Source organism: Mycobacterium spongiae (genome assembly GCF_018278905.1).
Classification (GTDB): domain Bacteria; phylum Actinomycetota; class Actinomycetes; order Mycobacteriales; family Mycobacteriaceae; genus Mycobacterium; species Mycobacterium spongiae.
Genome location: NZ_CP046600.1, coordinates 456,291 through 474,827 on the forward strand (window position 1 = coordinate 456,291; position 18,537 = coordinate 474,827).

At 68.6% G+C, this 18,537-nt stretch carries 11 protein-coding genes; 6 read left to right on the forward strand and 5 right to left on the reverse strand.

Annotated elements, in window-relative coordinates; translation table 11 throughout:
* Positions 1-308 precede the first annotated feature (308 nt).
* The 4 genes from F6B93_RS01775 to F6B93_RS01790 all read left to right on the forward strand — a co-directional run bounded on the left by F6B93_RS01775 (position 309) and on the right by F6B93_RS01790 (position 9,991).
* A complete protein-coding gene (locus F6B93_RS01775) occupies positions 309-6,785 on the forward strand; it encodes a PE family protein (RefSeq protein WP_211697455.1) in 6,477 nt (2,158 codons plus the stop codon).
* 189 nt (positions 6,786-6,974) lie between these two features.
* Positions 6,975-8,486 (forward strand): class I adenylate-forming enzyme family protein, encoded by a 1,512-nt coding sequence (locus F6B93_RS01780; protein ID WP_211697456.1) that lies wholly within the window; start codon positions 6,975-6,977, stop codon positions 8,484-8,486.
* Positions 8,487-8,506: 20 nt separating this feature from the next.
* The gene (locus tag F6B93_RS01785) at positions 8,507-8,803 is read left to right on the forward strand and encodes a hypothetical protein (protein ID WP_211697457.1); all 297 of its coding nucleotides are present in this window, start codon (positions 8,507-8,509) and stop codon (positions 8,801-8,803) included.
* 108 nt (positions 8,804-8,911) lie between these two features.
* Complete coding sequence (locus F6B93_RS01790; protein WP_211697458.1) at positions 8,912-9,991, forward strand: NAD-dependent epimerase/dehydratase family protein; 1,080 nt, start codon at positions 8,912-8,914, stop codon at positions 9,989-9,991.
* Between the two features lie 23 nt (positions 9,992-10,014).
* Here F6B93_RS01790 and F6B93_RS01795 read toward each other — a convergent pair whose 3' ends face one another.
* On the reverse strand, positions 10,015-10,635 hold the full coding sequence (locus F6B93_RS01795) for a TetR/AcrR family transcriptional regulator (RefSeq protein ID WP_246541075.1): 621 nt from the start codon (positions 10,633-10,635) through the stop codon (positions 10,015-10,017).
* Positions 10,636-10,827: 192 nt separating this feature from the next.
* On the opposite strand from F6B93_RS01795, the gene F6B93_RS01800 reads away from it, so the two are divergent.
* Positions 10,828-11,661 carry a crotonase/enoyl-CoA hydratase family protein gene (locus tag F6B93_RS01800; RefSeq protein ID WP_211697459.1) on the forward strand — a complete coding sequence of 278 codons (834 nt, stop codon included), beginning with the start codon at positions 10,828-10,830 and terminating at the stop codon, positions 11,659-11,661.
* On the opposite strand, the gene F6B93_RS01805 is transcribed toward F6B93_RS01800, so the two are convergent.
* From F6B93_RS01805 to F6B93_RS01815, 3 genes are read right to left on the reverse strand one after another with little or no spacing between them, the layout of a single operon-like run.
* On the reverse strand, positions 11,662-13,131 hold the full coding sequence (locus tag F6B93_RS01805) for an aldehyde dehydrogenase (protein WP_211697460.1): 1,470 nt from the start codon (positions 13,129-13,131) through the stop codon (positions 11,662-11,664). It abuts the gene before it with no gap.
* Between the two features lie 47 nt (positions 13,132-13,178).
* Complete coding sequence (locus tag F6B93_RS01810; RefSeq protein ID WP_211697461.1) at positions 13,179-14,024, reverse strand: class I SAM-dependent methyltransferase; 846 nt, start codon at positions 14,022-14,024, stop codon at positions 13,179-13,181.
* A gap of 17 nt (positions 14,025-14,041) precedes the next feature.
* Positions 14,042-15,253, reverse strand: coding sequence for an IS110 family RNA-guided transposase (locus tag F6B93_RS01815; protein ID WP_211697462.1), 1,212 nt, complete (start codon positions 15,251-15,253; stop codon positions 14,042-14,044).
* Positions 15,254-15,522: 269 nt separating this feature from the next.
* Between F6B93_RS01815 and F6B93_RS01820 the strand changes: the two genes are divergently transcribed.
* Positions 15,523-16,722, forward strand: a complete 1,200-nt coding sequence (locus F6B93_RS01820) for a glycosyltransferase family 4 protein (RefSeq protein ID WP_211697463.1) — start codon at positions 15,523-15,525, stop codon at positions 16,720-16,722.
* Here the strand turns inward: F6B93_RS01820 and F6B93_RS01825 are convergent.
* Positions 16,719-18,524 carry an MmpA family trehalose lipid delivery protein gene (locus F6B93_RS01825; protein ID WP_246540966.1) on the reverse strand — a complete coding sequence of 602 codons (1,806 nt, stop codon included), beginning with the start codon at positions 18,522-18,524 and terminating at the stop codon, positions 16,719-16,721. The genes F6B93_RS01820 and F6B93_RS01825 overlap by 4 nt on opposite strands.
* Positions 18,525-18,537 lie beyond the last annotated feature (13 nt).

An 18,537-nucleotide genomic window follows, 5' to 3' on the forward strand; every position in this document is an offset into this window, starting at 1 on the left:
TACGAGTATCATGGTTCGCGTAGCGCCGCGGATATCTACTTGCCATAAAACTATTTACAAACGTCAACGGACTATTACGGTTCGCTGTATAGTGCTGAAAGCACGCCTTCGGGCGCGTGTATGGACTGTTTCAGCAAATACAACATGGTGATGTAGGGACCCTCGATCGCGGTGCCGACGGCACCTAAGGTGCCGCTGATTTGGTGTCGCGACGGCGATGTCGTCGGGCCTGTCGTTTTCCCGGGAGACACCGGGGGATCCGCAGGTCGACAACGACGGCTTGGTCATGACGTGGTGGGAGGTATCGGATGTCTTTTGTGATCGCGGCGCCGGAGGTTATCGCGGCAGCGGCAACGGATTTGACCAGTCTTGGTTCGACCATCAGTGCGGCCAATGCCGCCGCGGCGGCCACCACGACAACGGTGTTGACCGCCGGCACTGATGAGGTGTCAGCGGCGATCGCGGCGTTGTTTTCTGGGCACGGCGCGGATTATCAGATGATCAGCGCCCAGATGGCGGGGTTTCATCAGCAGTTTGTGCGGGCGTTGAGTGCTGCTGGGGGGGTGTATGCGGCGGCTGAGGCGGTGAATGCATCGCCGTTGCAGAGTATTGAGCAGGCGGTGTTGGGGGTGATCAATGCGCCCACCCAGTTCTTGTTGGGACGCGCGTTGATCGGTGATGGTGCGAACGGGACGGCGCCGGGCCAAGCTGGTGGGGATGGCGGTTTGTTGTACGGCAACGGCGGAGCCGGCGGAGCCGGCGGTCGCGGTGGTAATGCTGGGCTGATCGGTACCGGCGGGGCCGGCGGCAGCGGGGCGGGCCATGGCGTGTCCGGGGGTGCGGGCGGTAGCGGCGGGTTGTGGTACGGCAACGGCGGGGCCGGCGGAGCTGGTGGGACGGCCGCTTCTGGGCTTGGTTTGACGGGCGGGGCTGGCGGCGCCGCTGTGTTGTTCGGTGCTGGGGGTGCTGGCGGTGTCGGCGGGGCCGGGGGCACGGCGGTGACTGGTGGTTCCGGTGGTGCCGGCGGTGTCGGTGGGTTGTTGTTCGGCAACGGTGGTGCTGGCGGTATTGGCGGTGTCGGCGGTGCTGGTGGTGGTGTCGGCGGTGTTGGTGGTGTAGGTGGCGGCGCCGGGTTGTTCGGTACCGGGGGCGCTGGTGGGCACGGCGGTGTTGGTGGCGCTGGTACGGGTGGTGGTGGCGATGGTGGCGATGGTGGGGCCGGGGCTGTTGGTGGGTCCGGCGGGTCACTACTTGGTTCTGGTGGGGCTGGAGGTGTTGGTGGGCATGGTGGTGTTGGCGGTGCCGGCACTGCGGGCGCCAGCGGTGGCGGCGATGGCCTTGCCGGTGGCGCTGGTGGCGCTGGTGGCGCTGGTGGAACTGGTGGTGCTGGTGGGTTGGTCGGCGCCGGCGGTGTTGGTGGTGCCGGCGGTGTTGGTGGCATTGGCGGGGCCGGCGGGGTTGGTGGTGATGGGACCGCCGGGGTGAGCGGTGTCGCCGATGGTGCCGGCCAGGCCGGTGGCAATGGTGGCGCCGGTGGGGCCGGTGGTGCTGGTGGGGTTGGCGGAGGCGGTGGATCTGCTGTTTCGGGCTCAGTTGGCGGCCAAGGTGCGGGCGGAAGTGGGGGTGCCGGCGGTAACGGTGCGGCCGCTGGTAACGGTGGGGCGGGTGCTGTCGGCGACATCACCATCAACGGTGGAGCCGGCGGGGCCGGCGGTAACGGCGGCAATTCCGGTGCTGGCGGCGCGGGCGGGGCCGGTGGTGCCGGTTCGACGCAGGGTAGCGAGGGTGCCAGCGGCATAGCTGGTGGTGGCGGTCACGGTGGCGCTGGTGGGGCCGGCGCGGACGCCACCGTGGCGGGTCAGGCCGGTGGGGCCGGTGGTCGGGGTGGCGACGGCGGGTTGTTCGGCAACGGCGGCAACGGCGGCCGAGGCGGCAACGGCGTCGCTGGCGCGGCGGGTACCACTGCCGCCGATGGCAACGGCACCACCGGCCGGAACGGCGGGGCCGGCGGGGCCGGCGGTGCTGGCGGTGCTGGTGGCGCCAGCGCCGGTGACGGCGGTGACGGCGGGGCCGGCGGGCACGGCGGCAAGGGCGGTGTCGGTGGGGCCGGCGCCGCCGGAGCCGCCGGCGACATCACCGTCAACGAGGGTGCCGGTGAGGCCGGCGGTCATGGTGGTGACGGCGGGGCCGGTGGCAACGGCGGAGCGGGCGGGGCCGGTGGGGCCATGTTAGCGGCAACTGGTCAGGCCGGTAGCCAGGGCGTTGGCGGTGACGGCGGGGTCGGCGGCGCTGGCGGGGCCGCGGGTGACGGCGGGGCCGGCGCCAACGGTGACATCACCATCAACGCCGGTGCCGGCGGCAACGGCGGTAACGGCGGCAACTCCGGTGCCGGCGGAGCGGGTGGTTTAGGTGGTGCCGGTTCGACCCCGGGTAGCGATGGTGCCCGGGGAATCGCCTCAACGGGCGCAGGCCACGGTGGCGCCGGCGGGGCCGGCGCCGACGCTGTCGCGGCAGGTCAGGCCGGCGGGGCCGGTGGTAAGGGTGGCGACGGCGGGTTGTTCGGCAACGGCGGCAAGGGCGGCGCCGGCGGGGCCGGTGTCGCTGGCGCGGCGGGTACTACTGCCGCCGATGGCAACGGCACCATCGGTCAGACCGGCGGGGCCGGCGGGGCCGGCGGTGCTGGGGGGGCTGGTGGCGCCAGCTCCGGTGACGGCGGTGACGGCGGGGCCGGCGGGCACGGCGGCAATGGCGGTAGCGGCGGGGCCGGCGCCGCCGGAGCCGCCGGCGACATCACCGTCAACGAGGGTGCCGGTGAGGCCGGCGGTCATGGTGGTGACGGCGGGGCCGGTGGCAACGGCGGAGCGGGCGGGGCCGGTGGGGCCGTGTTAGCGGCAACTGGTCAGGCCGGTAGCCAGGGCGTTGGCGGCAACGGCGGGGTCGGCGGGCGCGGTGGAGCCCCCGGTAATGGCGGTGACGGCGCCAATGGTGACATCACCATGAACAACGGAGCCGGCGGCAACGGCGGCAACGGCGGTAACCCCGGTGCCGGCGGCGCCGGCGGGACCGGAGGTAGCGGCTCAACCCCAGGCACCGAAGGCGCGACCGGCGCAAGCCCCAACAGCGGTGGAGACGGCGGGAAAGGCGGGACCGGCGCACCTGGCAAAGCAGCCATCGGTACCCCCCGGCCCCAACGTAACGGCGGCGACGGCGGCGACGGCGGCGCCGGCGGGACGGTCGGCAACGGCGGCGACGGCGGTGCCGGCGGTGCCGGCGCGTCCAACTTCAGTCACCCCGGAGGCACAGGAAACGCAGGAATCGTGGGTGCCGGCGGCAACGGCGGTGCCGGTGGCAGCAGCGTCAGCGGGAAGGGTGGTGACGGTGGTGCCGGCGGTGCCGGCGGGTCCCACATCTCCAGCCTCGTCGAGGCAGAAGTAACCATGGGCGCCGGTGGCGACGGGGGTGCCGGCGGCGACAGCGTCAGCAGGACCGGTGGTGACGGTGGTGCCGGCGGTGCCGGCGGGTCCCACATCACCAGCCCCGTTGGTACAGGAACGATGGGTGCCGGCGGCGCCGGGGGTGCCGGCGGCGACAGCGGCAGCGGGACCGGTGGTAAGGGTGGTGTTGGCGGTGCCGGCGGGTCCAACATCAGCAGCCCCCTCAGTACAGGAACCGTGGGTGCCGGCGGCGCCGGGGGTACCGGCGGCGACAGCGCCAGCGGGACTGGTGGTGCTGGTGGTGATGGCGGTGCCGGCGGGTCCAACATGTCCAGCCCTCTCGGTGCCAAGACCGTGGGTGCGGGTGGCAAGGGCGGCGACGGCGGGATGGTCGACAAAGGCAACGGCGGGATTGTCGTCGGCAACGGCGGCGACGGGGGTGACGGCGGTGTCGGCGGGTCCAACATCACCAGCCCCGGTGCCGGAACCGCGGGTGCCGGCGGCGCCGGGGGTGCCGGCGGCAGCAGCACCAACGGCGACGGTGGTGACGGTGGTGATGGCGGTGCCGGCGGTGACGCCGCGAGTATCCCGGGCCTGCCCACTGTGGGCGGTGACGGAGGGACCGGCGGTGTCGGTGGTAGCAGCGATAGTGCGGCTGGCGGTAAAGGCGGTGTCGGTGGCGACGGTGGTAACGGCGGTGACCAGACCATTTCAACCAGTCGCGGTGGTACGGGTGGTGGCGGCGGCGCCGGCGGCAACAGCAACAACGGGGGTGGTGGCGCCGGTGGCACGGGCGGTGTTGGTGGTGACGGCGGCAACAGCGCCGGCATCAGTTTCGGCGGTGACGGCGGTCACGGCGGTGACGGCGGGGTCGGCGGGGTCGGCGGGGTCGGCGGCACCGGGGATGGTGGTGTCGGTGGTGCGGGCGGTCAAGGTGGTAACGGTGGCAACGCCGCCGCTACCGACAGCATCGGCGGCAACGGCGGCACCGGCGGTCGCGGCGGCGCCGACAACACCTTCGGTCGTGCTGGTGGTGACGGCGGTGACGGTGGTGCCGGCGGCGACGGAGCCGGCCGAAACAGTGTCGGCGGCGCCGGCGGCACCGGCGGTGTCGCCGGCAGCACCGGTCTTGGCGGCGGCCCCACCACCGGTGGTGCCGGTGGTGCCGGTGGTGACGGTGGCGACGGCGGTGCCAACGCTCTTGGAAACAGTGAGGGGGGCGTCGGCGGTGCCGGCGCAGCGGGCGCTGCCGGCTCCAAGATTGGTGGTGCCGGTGGTGCCGGTGGATTCGGCGGTGATGGCGGTGACAACGCCGGGGCACTGAGTCGCGGTGGCGCCGGCGGCGACGGCGGTGCCGGCGCCGCCGGCACCGACACCAAAGGTGGTACCGGTGGTACCGGTGGCGACGGCGGCGACGGCGGCGACACCGCCGGCCAAGGCAGTGTCGGCGGCAACGGCGGTAGCGGTGCTGAGGGCGGTCGCAGCGGCACCGAGGCTGGGGGCAAAGCTGCTAGCGGTGGTGACGGTGGTGACGGTGGTGCCGGCGGTGATGGCGGCAATGACAGCCGTGGAGACAGCCGCGGTGGCGTCGGTGGTGACGGTGGCAACGGTGGTGCCGGCACCGCGAAAAGTGGTAAGGGCGGTGTCGGTGGCGACGGCGGTGGCGGCGGTGACGACGCCCGCCTCTTCAGTGTCGGCGGTGCCGGCGGTAACGGCGGCGCCGGTGCCAACGGCACCGGCGTGGCTGGCGGCGCCGGTGGGGCCGGTGGCATAGGCGGTGACGGCGGGAACAACTCCGGCTCTGTCAGTCAAGGCGGTAGGGGCGGTTTCGGCGGTACCGGCGGCACGAGCAACGCCAACGCTGGCGGCACAGGCGGCGTTGGTGGCGCCGGCGGTGATGGCGGCAGGAACGCCACTACCGACAGTATCGGCGGTGACGGCGGCGACGGCGGTCGCGGCGGCGCAAGTAACGGTACTAGTAAAGCGAGCGGTGGCATCGGCGGTGCCGGCGGCAAGGGCGGTGACGGCGGCGACGTCGCCGGCCGCAACAGTATCGGCGGTGACGGCGGCAACGGCGCCACCGGCGGTACCACCACCGCGACTGACGATGCCAGTGCCGGCGGTGCCGGTGGTGCAGGCGGTGCCGGCGGTGACGGCGGCGAGAACGCCACTCAAATCAGTCAGGGTGGCATCGGTGGTGCCGGTGCCGCCGGTGGTACGGGAACCGCGACAGGCGGTGCCGGCGGTTCCGGCGGTGACGGTGGTAACGGCGGTGGCGGAGCCCGCGCCATCAGTCTCGGCGGAGCCGGCGGTACCGGCGGTGTCGGTGCCACTGGCGGCAATACCGGCGGTGGTGGCGGTGACGGCGGCAGCGGAGGTGCCGGCGGCGACGCCGCCCGCTTGGACAGTCTCGGCGGCAACGGCGGCAAGGGTGGCGTCGGCGGCTTTGGCCTCACCAAGGGTGGTGACGGTGGTGACGGTGGTGCGGGCGGTGCCGGCGGCAAGGACAGCCAGGGAACCAGTGGCGGTGGCGCCGGCGGTGTTGGCGCCGCCGGCGGTGACGGCACCGCATCCGGTGGCAATGGCGGTAATGGCGGTAACGGTGGCAACGGCGGCACAGGCGCCCGCACCGTCAGTGTCGGTGGTGAGGCTGGTGGCGGCGGTGTCGGCGGCAACGGCAGCACCGGGGATGGTGGCATCGGTGGTAAGGGCGGTATCGGTGGTAGCGGCGGCAACAACGCCGGCGACAGTTTAGGCGGCAAAGGCGGTTTCGGCGGTACCGGCGGCCACAGCGTCCTTGGTGAGGGCGGTGCCGGCGGTGTCGGTGGCGCCGGTGGTGACGGCGGCCTCGGCGCCGTTACCGACAGTGCCGGTGGCGCTGGCGGCAACGGCGGTCTCGGCGGAACCGGCTTGACCTCCGGCGGTGACAGTGGCAAGGGCGGCGCCGGTGGTAACGGCGGCGACAACGCCGGCCGCGACAGTATCGGCGGCACGGGCGGCCGCAGCGCCACCGCCGGCACCGGCGTCAACGGGTCCGGTGGTAATGGTGGTCAGGGCGGTGACGGCGGTGCCGGCGGTAGCGCCGTCCGAAACAGCGTCGGCGGCGGCGGCGGCAACGGTGGCCTCGGCGGCGTTGGCGTCAACGGTAACGGTGGTAACGGCGGTGGCGGCGGTAACGGCGGTAACGCCGACACCGGTGCCTCAAGTGTCAGCGGCAACGGCGGCAACGGCGGCAACGGCGGCGACGGCGGCGACGGCAAAGTCGGCGGTGAAGGGGGTTCCGGTGGTGCCGGGGGTACCGCCGGGATCCAGGGTATCCCCGGTCAGCCCGGTATCGACGGGTCGCCGTGACGGACGCGACGAGGTCCGCCTAACTGGAGATCCTCTATTCCGGCAATCTATCGCTGCGAGCCGCCTATCAGTGCTGCCCGCTTGGATAAGCTGTGTCGCGGCGAGTTGGGAGTGGCAGACGACCGCCCCTGTTGAGTTACACTGCGACCTAGGTTTGTAAAGTGGCGGGGGATCCAGAAGGACTCGAGGATGAGTGTTTCGCTGCTGCTCGAGATGGCCGCGTCGAGCAATCCCGACCGCACCGCCGTTGTTTGCGACGGGGTTTCCGGAGATGTTCGGCTCACCACTCAGCAGCTCAGCGATCTTGCGGATGGCGGCGCGGGCGTGGTCGCGGGAACCAATGCCCGCCATGTGGTCTACCTCGGCGCCGGCGGGATGATGCTGCCGCTGCTGATCTTCGCCGCCGCGCGCGCCGGGCTGGCCTTCACCCCACTCAACTACCGGCTCTCCGCGGACGGCATTCACGCGCTGATCCGTCGGCTGCCCGAACCCCTGGTGATCGTCGACTCGCGCTACCGGGAGATGTTTCCCGAGCCAACGCCGCTGCTGATGTCCTCTGACGAATTCCTGACAGCCGCCGGCACCACGGAACCGACAACGGTGGTTGCCGACCCGGATGATGTCGCGATTGTGCTCTTCACCTCGGGCACCACGTCAGTCCCGAAAGCCGTCGAACTGTCGCACAACAACCTGACCAGCTACATCACCGGCACGGTTGAATTCGACTCGGCCGCGCCCACCGACGCGGCATTGATCTGTGTGCCGCCGTACCACATCGCCGGGGTCAGTGCCGCGCTGTCGAACCTGTACGCCGGACGCACCATGGTTTACCTGCCCGACTTCGATGCCCGCGAATGGGTCCGGCTGGCCAACGCAGAGCGGGTCACCACGGCCACCGTGGTGCCCACCATGCTGGAACGCCTGGTCACCGTGCTAGAGACGAGCCACGACAAGCTCCCGTCGTTGCGGAACCTTGCCTACGGCGGCGCCAAGGTGGGCTTGCCGCTGCTTCGGCGGGCCCTCGAACTGCTGCCTGACGTGGGTTTTGTGAACGCCTATGGCCTGACCGAGACCAGCTCGACGATCGCTGTCCTGACGCCCGAGGATCATCGCACCGCGCAGGCAGCATCGGATGCGGTTGTCGCCAACCGATTGGGCTCGGTCGGCCGGCCGGTGCCGGGTATCGAGGTACAGATTCGTGACGACGATGGCTCGGTTGTGCCTCCGGGGCGCACTGGTGAGCTGTTCGTCCGCGGTCCGCAGGTATCCGGCCGCTACACCGGGATCGGCTCGGTGCTGGACGAGAACGGCTGGTTCCCGACAAAAGACCACGCCATGCTGGACGAAGAGGGCTACCTGTTCATCCGCGGGCGCAGCGACGACACCATCATCCGCGGTGGCGAGAACATCGCTCCCGCCGAGTTGGAGGAGGTGCTGATCGAGCACCCGCAGGTGCGCGATGTCGCCGTGGTCGGTGTCGACGATTCACACTGGGGCCAGGCGATCGTTGCGGTCGTCGTGCCGTCCGCGGGCATAGACCCAGACGCGGAGGAACTACGCAACTATGTGCGCAAGAGTTTGCGGGGGTCGCGTACCCCCGACCGAGTAGTGTTTCGCGACGAGCTGCCAACTACCGCCACCGGCAAGGTTCTACGCCGCGAGATCGTGCGCGAACTGCTCGCCGCACCGGCCGAACACTAAGCGTTGGAGGGACGACCATCATGATCAAGAACGGAACCCGCCTGGCCAGTCAGGTGTGTGACACCCAGGTCATCATCGTCAGAAGCGCGGAGAGCCTCGATGATCTGCGTTGTGGCGGCGCAGCGATGGTGGGAATCGGCGCACCACGCTCGGGCGAACTGGATCCCGCATTCGCCGACGGCACCGTGATGGGAAAGCGCTATACCGACGACACCGGCGCCGAGGTGCTCGTGACTAAGCCCGGCGCGGGGACGTTGAGCATTGGCCCAACCCCGCTGCAGCTCAAAGAGGTTAAACCGCTGCCGGCCAGCGACTGAACCCAACTCGGCGGCGGGATCGGCGACATCTCATCGTCCACCGACTCCGATTTTTGCACTCGGTAGGTTGGACACGGTTGCGCAGGCATCGGAGGAAGGGAGTTCGCGATGACCGCCGAGCTGGAATTGTCGGGGATCGATGTTGACACGAGCGCTCCGGTGCTCGTCACCGGCGCGACCGGGTACGTCGCGGGATGGATCATCAAAGGCTTGCTGGGTGCTGGCGTTACCGTCCATGCTGCCGTTCGTGACCCGAAGAACACGGCCAAGATTGCGCACCTGGTCGACATGGCGGAGACGTCGCGCGGTGACATCCAGTTCTACCGCGCTGACCTGTTGGCCGAAGGCTCATACACCGAGGCGATGACGGGCTGCGGCATCGTGTTCCACACGGCCTCCCCCTTCGTCCGCGCGGTTGACGATCCCCAACGTGATCTGATCGATCCGGCCGTCAAGGGCACGACCAATGTCTTGTCCGGCGCCAACGAGGTCGCATCGGTGTCTCGGGTCGTCGTGACCAGCTCATGTGCGGCGATCTATACCGACGCCGTCGACTGCGAGAACGCTCCGGGTGGCACCATCACCGAGGAGATCTGGAACACGACGGCCTCGCTGACACACGAGCCGTATAGCTACTCCAAGGTGCTTGCCGAGCGGGAAGCGTGGCGGATCGCGGATGACCAGGATCGTTGGCGGCTCGTCGTCGTTAACCCCTCGCTGGTGATCGGCCCAGCGCAGGGGCCGGATCCGACCTCGGAGAGCTTCGCCATTGTCAAGCAGATCGGCGACGGGACAATGAGAATGGGTGCGCCCCAGATGGGGATGGGGGTAGTCGACGTTCGCGAGGTTGCGCGCGCACACATTGCCGCTGCCTACCTGCCAGAGGCGCATGGACGCTATATCGTTTCAGGCCACAACACCGACATGCTCGAGCTGGCCCAGTCGTTGCGGCCGCGTTTCGGGCGGGACTTTCCGCTGCCGAAGCGCGCGCTGCCGAAGTTCATGGTGTGGCTTGCCGCCCCATTCGTGGGTCTTAGCCGTGAGTTCGTCGCCAAGAACGTTGGCCACGTGTGGCGGGCCGACAACGCAAAAAGCCAGCGCGAGCTCGGCGTCACCTATAGGCCGATGCAGGAATCGATGGAAGACATGTTCTCCCAAATGATCGAACGCCAGGCCTTGGCTTCATAGGGCACCAATCGCTGCAGCCATCGCTACGATTGCTGGGCCCTGTTCGTGGTGACGAATTCTTTTGCCGTGATGAGGAATTCGAGCTGTTCGCTAACCTCACGCAGCGGGTCGGCGCTCCGCGTCGAACGACACAGCACGATGGCGCCTTCCAGCGCGGCGATGGACATCACCGCCAGCGAGGCCGCGCTCTTCTCGTCGAAACCGTCGGCCACGAAGGCCCCGGTCAACGCGGCACACCAGCGGTTCAGTATGACGCCGGCTTCGACCGATAGCGCGGGCTCGTCGTCGCCGGAACCGATCGCGGCCGCCGCCACCGGGCAGCCGGCGTTGAAGTCACCATCGGTCAGTACTCGTTCCCAGAACCGGACAAAACGTTGCAGGAGGACTCTGGCGCCGCGGTCGGCTGCACCATCGATCAAAGCGGTGATGGAGTCGCCGGCGAAAGACAGCGCCTCGGTCAGGATTTGGTTGCGCCCGTTGGGAAAGTGGTAGTAAACCGAGCCGCGGGGAGCGCCGCTTCTGGCGAGCACGGCATCGATGGTCACTCCCGAAGCTCCGCATTCACGCATCACCTCGGCCGCGCTGATCAGCATTTTTTGCCGGGTGTCGCGGCGCTTTGCGGTGGGACTGGGGTCAGTTGCCATCATGCGCTCGGCGACGAGTGGCGGCACAGCGATGTCGTCTGACGCACCCACCGTGATCCATAAATATGTTAGATACCATATCTGTGCGGGCCAGACCAGCGTTTTGCGCGGCATATTTCAGATTCTTCTTTCGAAATGGCCCAAATAATATGTACTCTTGCATAATAGCGATTGGTGCGGTTCACTGAGTTCATGACTGTTGCTTCCCAGAATGCTCCCCAGACCTCACCCCTTGAGCTGCCCAACCTGGAGCATGTGACGCTGGAGCGTGACGGTCATGTGCTGCTGATCGGTCTGAACCGGCCACAGAAGCGAAACTCGTTCAACCGGGCGATGATCGCCGATCTATCCCGCGCCTACGCACTGGTGGAATCGGATCCCTGGGTACGCGCCGGGGTGCTGTTTGCCCATGGTGACCACTTCACCGCCGGGCTGGATCTCGTTGACGTCGGTCCGAATATCGCCAGCGGCGAGACGTCGTTCCCGGACGATGGCCGCGACCCGTGGCGGTTGGACGGCTCGTGGACGACGCCGGTGGTTGCCGCGGTATATGGCTGGTGCATGACGCTGGGCATTGAATTGCTGCTGGCCGCCGACATCCGCATTGCGGCGGCCGGCACCAGGTTCACGCAGCTCGAGGTGCAGCGTGGGATTTACCCGTTCGGGGGTGCGACGATCCGGATGCCCCGCGATGCCGGCTGGGGCAACGCCATGCGGTGGCTGCTGACCGGCGACGAGTTCGACGCCGCCGAAGCGCACCGAATTGGGTTGGTCCAGGAGGTTGCCGACGATGCGTCGGCAGCCGTGTCACGGGCGCGCGAGATCGCGCACACCATTGCCGATCGTGCCGCACCCCTGGGGGTGCGGGCCACCCTCGAATCGGCGCACCTGGCACGCCAGCAGGGCGAGGCCGCCGCGGCCGAGCGCCTGCTCCCCGACATGAGGACGCTATTCACCACCGAGGATGCCGCTGAGGGCATGCGGTCGTTCGTCGAGCGCCGGCCGGCCCGATTCGAGGGCCGCTAGCTAGCTGACGGTGTAGCCCATTGGCAGCAGCACGCTCTTGTGCTGGGTGAAGTGCTCGACGCCTTCGGGCCCGTTCTCGCGGCCGATGCCGGAGTTCTTGTAGCCGCCGAACGGGCAGCCGGGGTCGAAGGCGTACCAGTTGATGCCATAGGTACCGGTGCGGATCTTCTGTGAGATCTCCATGCCTTTCGGCACGTCGGCGGTCCACACGCTGCCAGCCAGCCCGTATACCGAATCGTTGGCAATCGTGACCGCGTCCTCCTCGGTGTCGTAGGGGATGATGCTGAGCACGGGGCCGAAGATCTCCTCTTGGGCGATCGTCATCTTGTTATCGACGTCGGCGAAGACCGTGGGCTGTACGAAATAGCCGCTGTCGAGGCCCTCGGGGCGGCCGCCGCCGCAGACCAGCCGAGCGCCCTCTTCGATGCCCTTGGCAATGTAGCCCTCCACCCGGGTCCGCTGCTTCTCGGAAATCAGCGGACCGACCTGGACGGCCGGATCCGACGGCAGCCCCACCGGCAGCGCCTGAACGAAACCGCTTATCGCGTCCACAATTTCGTCGTACCGCGAGCGCGGTGCCAGGATGCGCGTCTGGTTCACGCAGCCCTGTCCAGCGTTCATCACCCCGGAAAACACCATCATCGGAATCGCGGTCGCCAGGTCGACATCCTCGAGGAGGATGGCCGCCGATTTGCCGCCGAGTTCCAGCGTGCAGGGTTTGAGCAGGTCCGCCGCGCGTTTGCCGACCTCTTTGCCGACGGACGAGCTGCCGGTGAAGGTGAACATGTCGACGTCGGGGTTGGATGTCAGTGCCTGTCCCGTTTCCACCCCGCCGGGTACCACCGACAGCACTCCTTCGGGCAGACCTGCCTCGGCGAACAGCTCTGCCAAAGCGTTTGCGGTGAGCGGGGTTTCTGCTGCTGGCTTGAGCACCACCGTGCAGCCGGCCAGCAGTGCCGGACCCAGCTTGTTGACCGCCAAGAACAACGGCACGTTCCACGCCACGATCGCGCCCACCACGCCCACCGGCTCGCGATGGACGATGGTCTGCCCGTATGAGCCCGTGCGGGTCTCGGTCCACTTGACCTGATCGACGGCGCTGGTGGCAAAGAAGTTCATCGCCCCCATGGTCCCCATCCAGTGCATCGTCTCGATGATGGTCGGTGGCTGGCCCGTTTCGGCTGCCAGCAAGGTGGTGAATTGATCCTTGCGGTCCTCCATCAACTTCACCACCGCGGCGAGGACGGCAGCGCGCTCTTTCGGCGGAGTCGACGGCCAGGGACCGCTGTCGAACGCGGCCCGCGCCGCGGCGACCGCGGCGTCGACGTCGGCGGCTGCGGCCGATGGCACCTTGCCGACGTACTCGCCGGTTGCCGGGCAATGCACCTCAATGACATCCGAGGTCGATGGATCCACCCACTTGCCGCCGATAAAAAGCTTGTCGTATTCCGTCGTGACGCTGTTGGTCATAGACGCCACCCTACCCAAGGTGAAAGCAAAACGAGAACACGTTTCAGTCAAGTATCCCCGCGGGCGTACCGGGGCTGTAGCACGAGCACCAGATTGCTCACCAGGAACTCGCGTAGCACCGGCACAGACGTCACCCACCATGCCCATCGTGGGTGGTAGCGAGGAAATGAGCCGACCAAAGCTCCGGTGTTGGCTGCCCAGCTCAGGCCATCGGCCGCGGACACCGCAAACAACGACGATCCGTAGTTGTTCTTTGCCGGATGTCCGTGTTTACGCAGGTATCGCGCGGCGGCGCGGGCGCCGCCGAGGTAGTGCGTGAGGCCCATCTCGTGCCCGCCGAACGGGCCTAGCCAGACGGTGTAGGAGAGCACCGCTAGGCCCCCCGGCCTGGTCACCCGCAGCATTTCGCGGCCAAGCTGCCACGGTCGCGGCACATGTTCGGCCACGTTCGACGACAAACAGATGTCCACAGAATCATCGGCAAATGGCAACGCCATGCCCGACGCCCGGACGAAGGTGCCCGCCCCAGCGACGGCAGGCGCGGCCGCGTGCATCTCGTGAGGCTCTGGTTCGACGCCGATGTAGCGAAGGCCGGCATCTGCGAAAGCTGCCGCGAAGTATCCCGGCCCACCCCCCACATCGAGCAACGTGCGGCGCATAGGCGGCTCCCCGTGCGTCGCGAGCCAGAGCTCACCGACCATGGCCGCGGTGTCGGTCGCCAGCGCACGATAGAACCTCGCGGGTTGCGACCGCTCATGGCGGAACTCGGCCAGCAGCCGCAGCGAGCGCCTCAGCGTCGCCCGATGGGCGAAGACGTCGGTGATGTGAGCAGTGCGTGCCACTGCGGACACCCTACGCAGTCGGCTGACCGGCGGTCCCCACCGTCTAGACATCCCAGGGTTTTAAGGTGTCAAGCGGCAGTTGGGGTGCGGTGTGCCCAGGCGGTGTGTTCGTTGTATCGGGTGTGGTGTCGTAGGCAGCCGTGCAGGATGGCGACGAGACGGTTGGCTAGGGCGCGTAAGGCTTGGTGGTGGGTGTCGCCGGCGCCGCGGTGTTGGTCGTAGAACGCGCGGGCGCCGGGGCTGGCCACCAGGGCGCAGAAGGCCCATTGGTCGATGGCGTCGTAGAGACGGCGGTTGCGTGCGTGGCGGGCCAGCACGGCGCGTTTCTTGCCCGACGCGACAGTCAAAGGTGAGGTTCCGGCGTAGTTTTTGCGAGACTTGGCATCGGTGTAGCGATTCGGGTCGTCCCCGAACTCACCGAGCACCCGGGCGCCGAGTACAGCGCCGAGTCCTGGCAGGGAGAGGTAGATGTCGGCGTCCGGGTGTGTCTCAAAATGGTCGGCGAGGCTGGCCTCGAGCTCGTTAATCTGGCGGTTGAGCTCTGCGATGATGCTGACCGCGGCGCGGGTGCTGGCCGCGAACGCGGCGCTGACCGCTGCGGGTGCCGATAGCTGCTCGGTGCGCAGCGCGGCGAGGATTTCGCGGGCGCGGGCGGCGATATAGCGCTGGCGCCCGCCGCGTTTGAGCGCAGACTGGATCGCTGGCAGGCTCAGCCGGGTGGCCTGTTCTGGGGTAGGGGCGCGCCTGAGCACCTCCAGGGTGTCGCCGTGGGCGAGGTCCTCGAAAGCCGCCAGTGCGCTCGGGTAGTACTCCCGCAACGTGCTGCGCAGCGCGTTGGTGTGGCGGGTGCGTGCCCAAATCAGGTTCTGATGTGCGCGGGCCAGAACTTTGATGGCTTCAGCGGTGGAGCTGTCGCCGGCGAGCGAGCGATGGTTGTGTCGATCAGTGCGCACCAAGTCAGCCAGCAGTTTGGCATCGCTGGCATCGGATTTGGCTCCCGAGACGTGGTGGCGATCGCGGTAGCGGGCCACCGCCAGGGGATTGATCGCAAACACCTGATAGCCGGCCGCCGCCAGGGCGCCCACCCACAAGCCCCGGTCGGTTTCGATGCCGATCACCACCTGACCTGGCTCCTCGGCGTGCGCCGCGATCAGCTCGTGGAGCTGGCGAACGCCGGTCAGGCCTTCAGAGAGCCGCCGTGACGCCAACCGCGTACCGGCCTGGTCCATCACATGCACGTCGTGATGGTCTTCGGCCCAGTCGTCTCCGATGAAAATCACCCGATGTCCTCCTCCGATTTCCGGTTGTGGGATGAGCCGAGGGCGCCCGGGCGGCAACCTAATGGATCAGTGCTCCACACCGGCACGACATCCCATCAGCGCTACGGGCAACCCCACCATCCGACCGGGGCACGATCTAGTCGTAGAAGTCCACACTCGCTTCAGGCTGCAGAAGTGCTCACCGGCCGGTGGCTCTCAGACCAGCCTCTCCCAACCGAACCCTTACCGATGGAAGCCCCGCCGATCCATTCCCATTAGGCTGTTGAGCGATGTCTGCCGTACGCCGTGAGCTGAACGCGGTACTGCTGTTGTGCTGGCGAGACACCGGGCATCCCCAGGGCGGCGGCAGCGAAACCTACGTGCAGCGCATCGGCGCTCAGTTGGCCGCATCCGGCGTTACGGTCACGCTACGCACCGCCCGCTATCCGGGTGCGCCCCGACATGAGGTGGTCGACGGCGTGCGGATCCGCCGTGCGGGTGGACGCTACACGGTGTACATCTGGGCACTGCTGGCGATGGCCTTCGCGGAGTTCGGAGCAAGGTTGGGGCTGCCGCGATGGCGCCGGGTGCGGCCCGACGTGGTCGTCGATACCCAAAACGGCCTGCCGTTCATGGCGCGGCTGCTGTACGGCCGGCGGTCGGTGGTGTTGGTGCATCACTGCCACTGCGAGCTATGGCCGGTGGCCGGTCCGGTGATGGGCCGACTGGGCTGGCTTGTCGAGTCGACGGTCTCGCCGCGGCTGCATCGGCGTAGTCAGTACGTGACCGTGTCGCTGCCGTCAGCCAGGGACTTGGTTGCGCTCGGCGTCGACAACAAGCGGATCGCCGTGGTGCGCAACGGTCTCGACGAGGCACCCGCACCGTCGTTGTCGGGCCCGCGGGCGGCCGCGCCGCGGGTGGTAGTGCTGTCCCGGCTCGTGCCGCACAAGCAGATCGAGGACGCCATCGACGCAGTCGCGCGACTGCGGCCGCGGGTGCCGGGCCTGCACCTCGACATCGTCGGTGGCGGCTGGTGGCGGCAGCGACTTGTCGACCATGCGCACAAGCTCGGCATTGCGGGAGCGGTGACCTTTCACGGCCATGTCGACGATGTGACCAAACACCAGCTGCTGCAACGCGCATGGGTGCATCTGCTGCCCTCCCGCAAAGAGGGGTGGGGTCTGGCGGTCATCGAGGCCGCCCAGCACGGCGTACCAACGATCGGGTACCGATCGTCCGGCGGCCTGTCCGACTCGATCATCGACGGGGTGACCGGAATGATGGTGGATGATCGCGTTGAGCTGGTGGCGCGACTCGAACAACTCCTATCGGACTCGGTGCTGCGTGATCAACTGGGCGCAAAGGCGCAGGCACGCAGCAGCGAATTCTCCTGGCGGCAAAGCGCCGATGCTATGCGAACCGTGCTCGAAGTGGTACAGCGCGGCGAGGTCGTCGCCGGCGTCGTCTGCCCGCCGCCTCCCGAGGCTTAATCCGCGGCGCCGCCTAGCGGCGTGTCTTCGCCCTGGTTTATGTGTCGGCGCACCCGACAGGCGGCCATGCCGGCCCCGCTGAGAAGCAGCAGCGCCAACCACGCCAGATGGGCGGCGACGGTCGCGCGCCGGCGGTTGGGTGCGATGTCGCTGCTCTCGCCGCCAATGCGGTAGGCGGCAAGGTGTTGGTCGCGGTAGACCGGTGGCAGCTCGTCCAGAGTGCGGGCGGCCAAGCCCATGTCGCCAGGGCTGTCGGATTCGACAACCAGCCAGGCCACTCCCGCCGCGGCCAAGCTCGACGGGTCGGATCCAGCCAGCAGCAACTCCTGCACCGCCCTGGCGTGGTCTCCCTCCCCGATTACGGTGACCCCCGATATGACCAGATCACCCGTGGTCAATACGTCCGCGCGCACCCATCGGGGCAGCGGATCGAGCACCGGTGCCGGACCGGCCCACGAAAAGCGTCGCATCGTGCCCGCGGGCAAGACGGCGACGGTCCCCGGATGTGCGTTGATCACCGCCGCCACGGCGGCCCACCCGGGCGGGTAGCGCACCGGCTCGACTCTGCCCCAGACGCCCCAGGCCAGATCGGGCAGCGCCACGATCAGCGTCAGGCAGCATGTCAACGCCGTCACCGCGGGCCGCAGCCAGCGCCGCGGCGTCACCACCGCGCCGGCTGCGGACAGCGTGTATCCGGGCATCGCCAACGCCACCCACTTCTGCCCGTCGCGCAGCACGCCGAAGCCGGGCGCAAGGTCGGTGACCGCCCGCAACATCCCAAGGCCAGGGCCGGTCGCCAAGACCGCCGGCACTAGCACTGCGCACGCGGCCAGCACCAACAGAGGTACTGCTCTCGGCCGGCGCGTCACCGTCGGAAGCCCAAGGGCCACCACGCCCAGTAGTAGGGCGGCCGAGGCCACCGCGAAAAGCGTTGTCCGCGAACTAGGTACGGCCTCACCATTCCAGATCCCGCCAAGACTGGCCAGGCTGGCGAGCGTACCCAGCCCGGGCTCCGCGCGCGGCGCGAACGCAGCAACTCCCACCGTGTTGGCGGATGTGTGCGGGGTCAGTGATGCGCCGAGAGCCGCGGCGGTGAGCCACGGCAGGGCACTGATCGCCGCGGTAGCGAACGTCGCTGCCGCACATCGCCAGCGTGGCCAACCCGAGCCCGGTGCCGCGACGCAGACCACGGCAACGGTCGCGGCAAGCAGCAGCCCGGTCGGGGTCAGTCCGGCCATCGCAATCCAGAACGCCAGGCCGAAGAGCCCCGACCAGCCGGCGCTATTGGTCGACCGCAGCGTTAAGACCGATGTCGCAACCCATGGCAGCACGCCATAGCCGACGAGCAGGCTCCAATGGCCTTGCAGGAGTCGTTCGGCTACGTAGGGGTTCCAGATTGCCAGCGTGGTCGCCACGAATTGGCCAGCCATGCCCGCCACCGGCAGTGTCGTCGCGACCAGATGCGCCGCACCCCATCCCGCCAGCCACAGCCCCACGATCAGCAGGGTCTTTACCACGACTCCGCCGTCGAGTACGCCCGACGCCAGCGCCACCGCGAAATCCTGTGGTGTGGCTCGCGGCGCCGCGGTCAAGCCCAGAGCGCCATCGGAGAGATACGACCGCGGCGTGGACACGGCATCGCGCAGCAGCAGGTATCCGGGGCATAGCAGCGGTCCGGCCACCACCAACGCCAGAATCAACGCGTAGCCCGGCACTGCCGACCGAGCGACGCCGCTCAGCACGGTCCGCCGCGAGCGGGCCGGACCCCGAGCGGGGCCGGAGGTATCCCCACCTCGGGCCATGGCCCGCATCGTC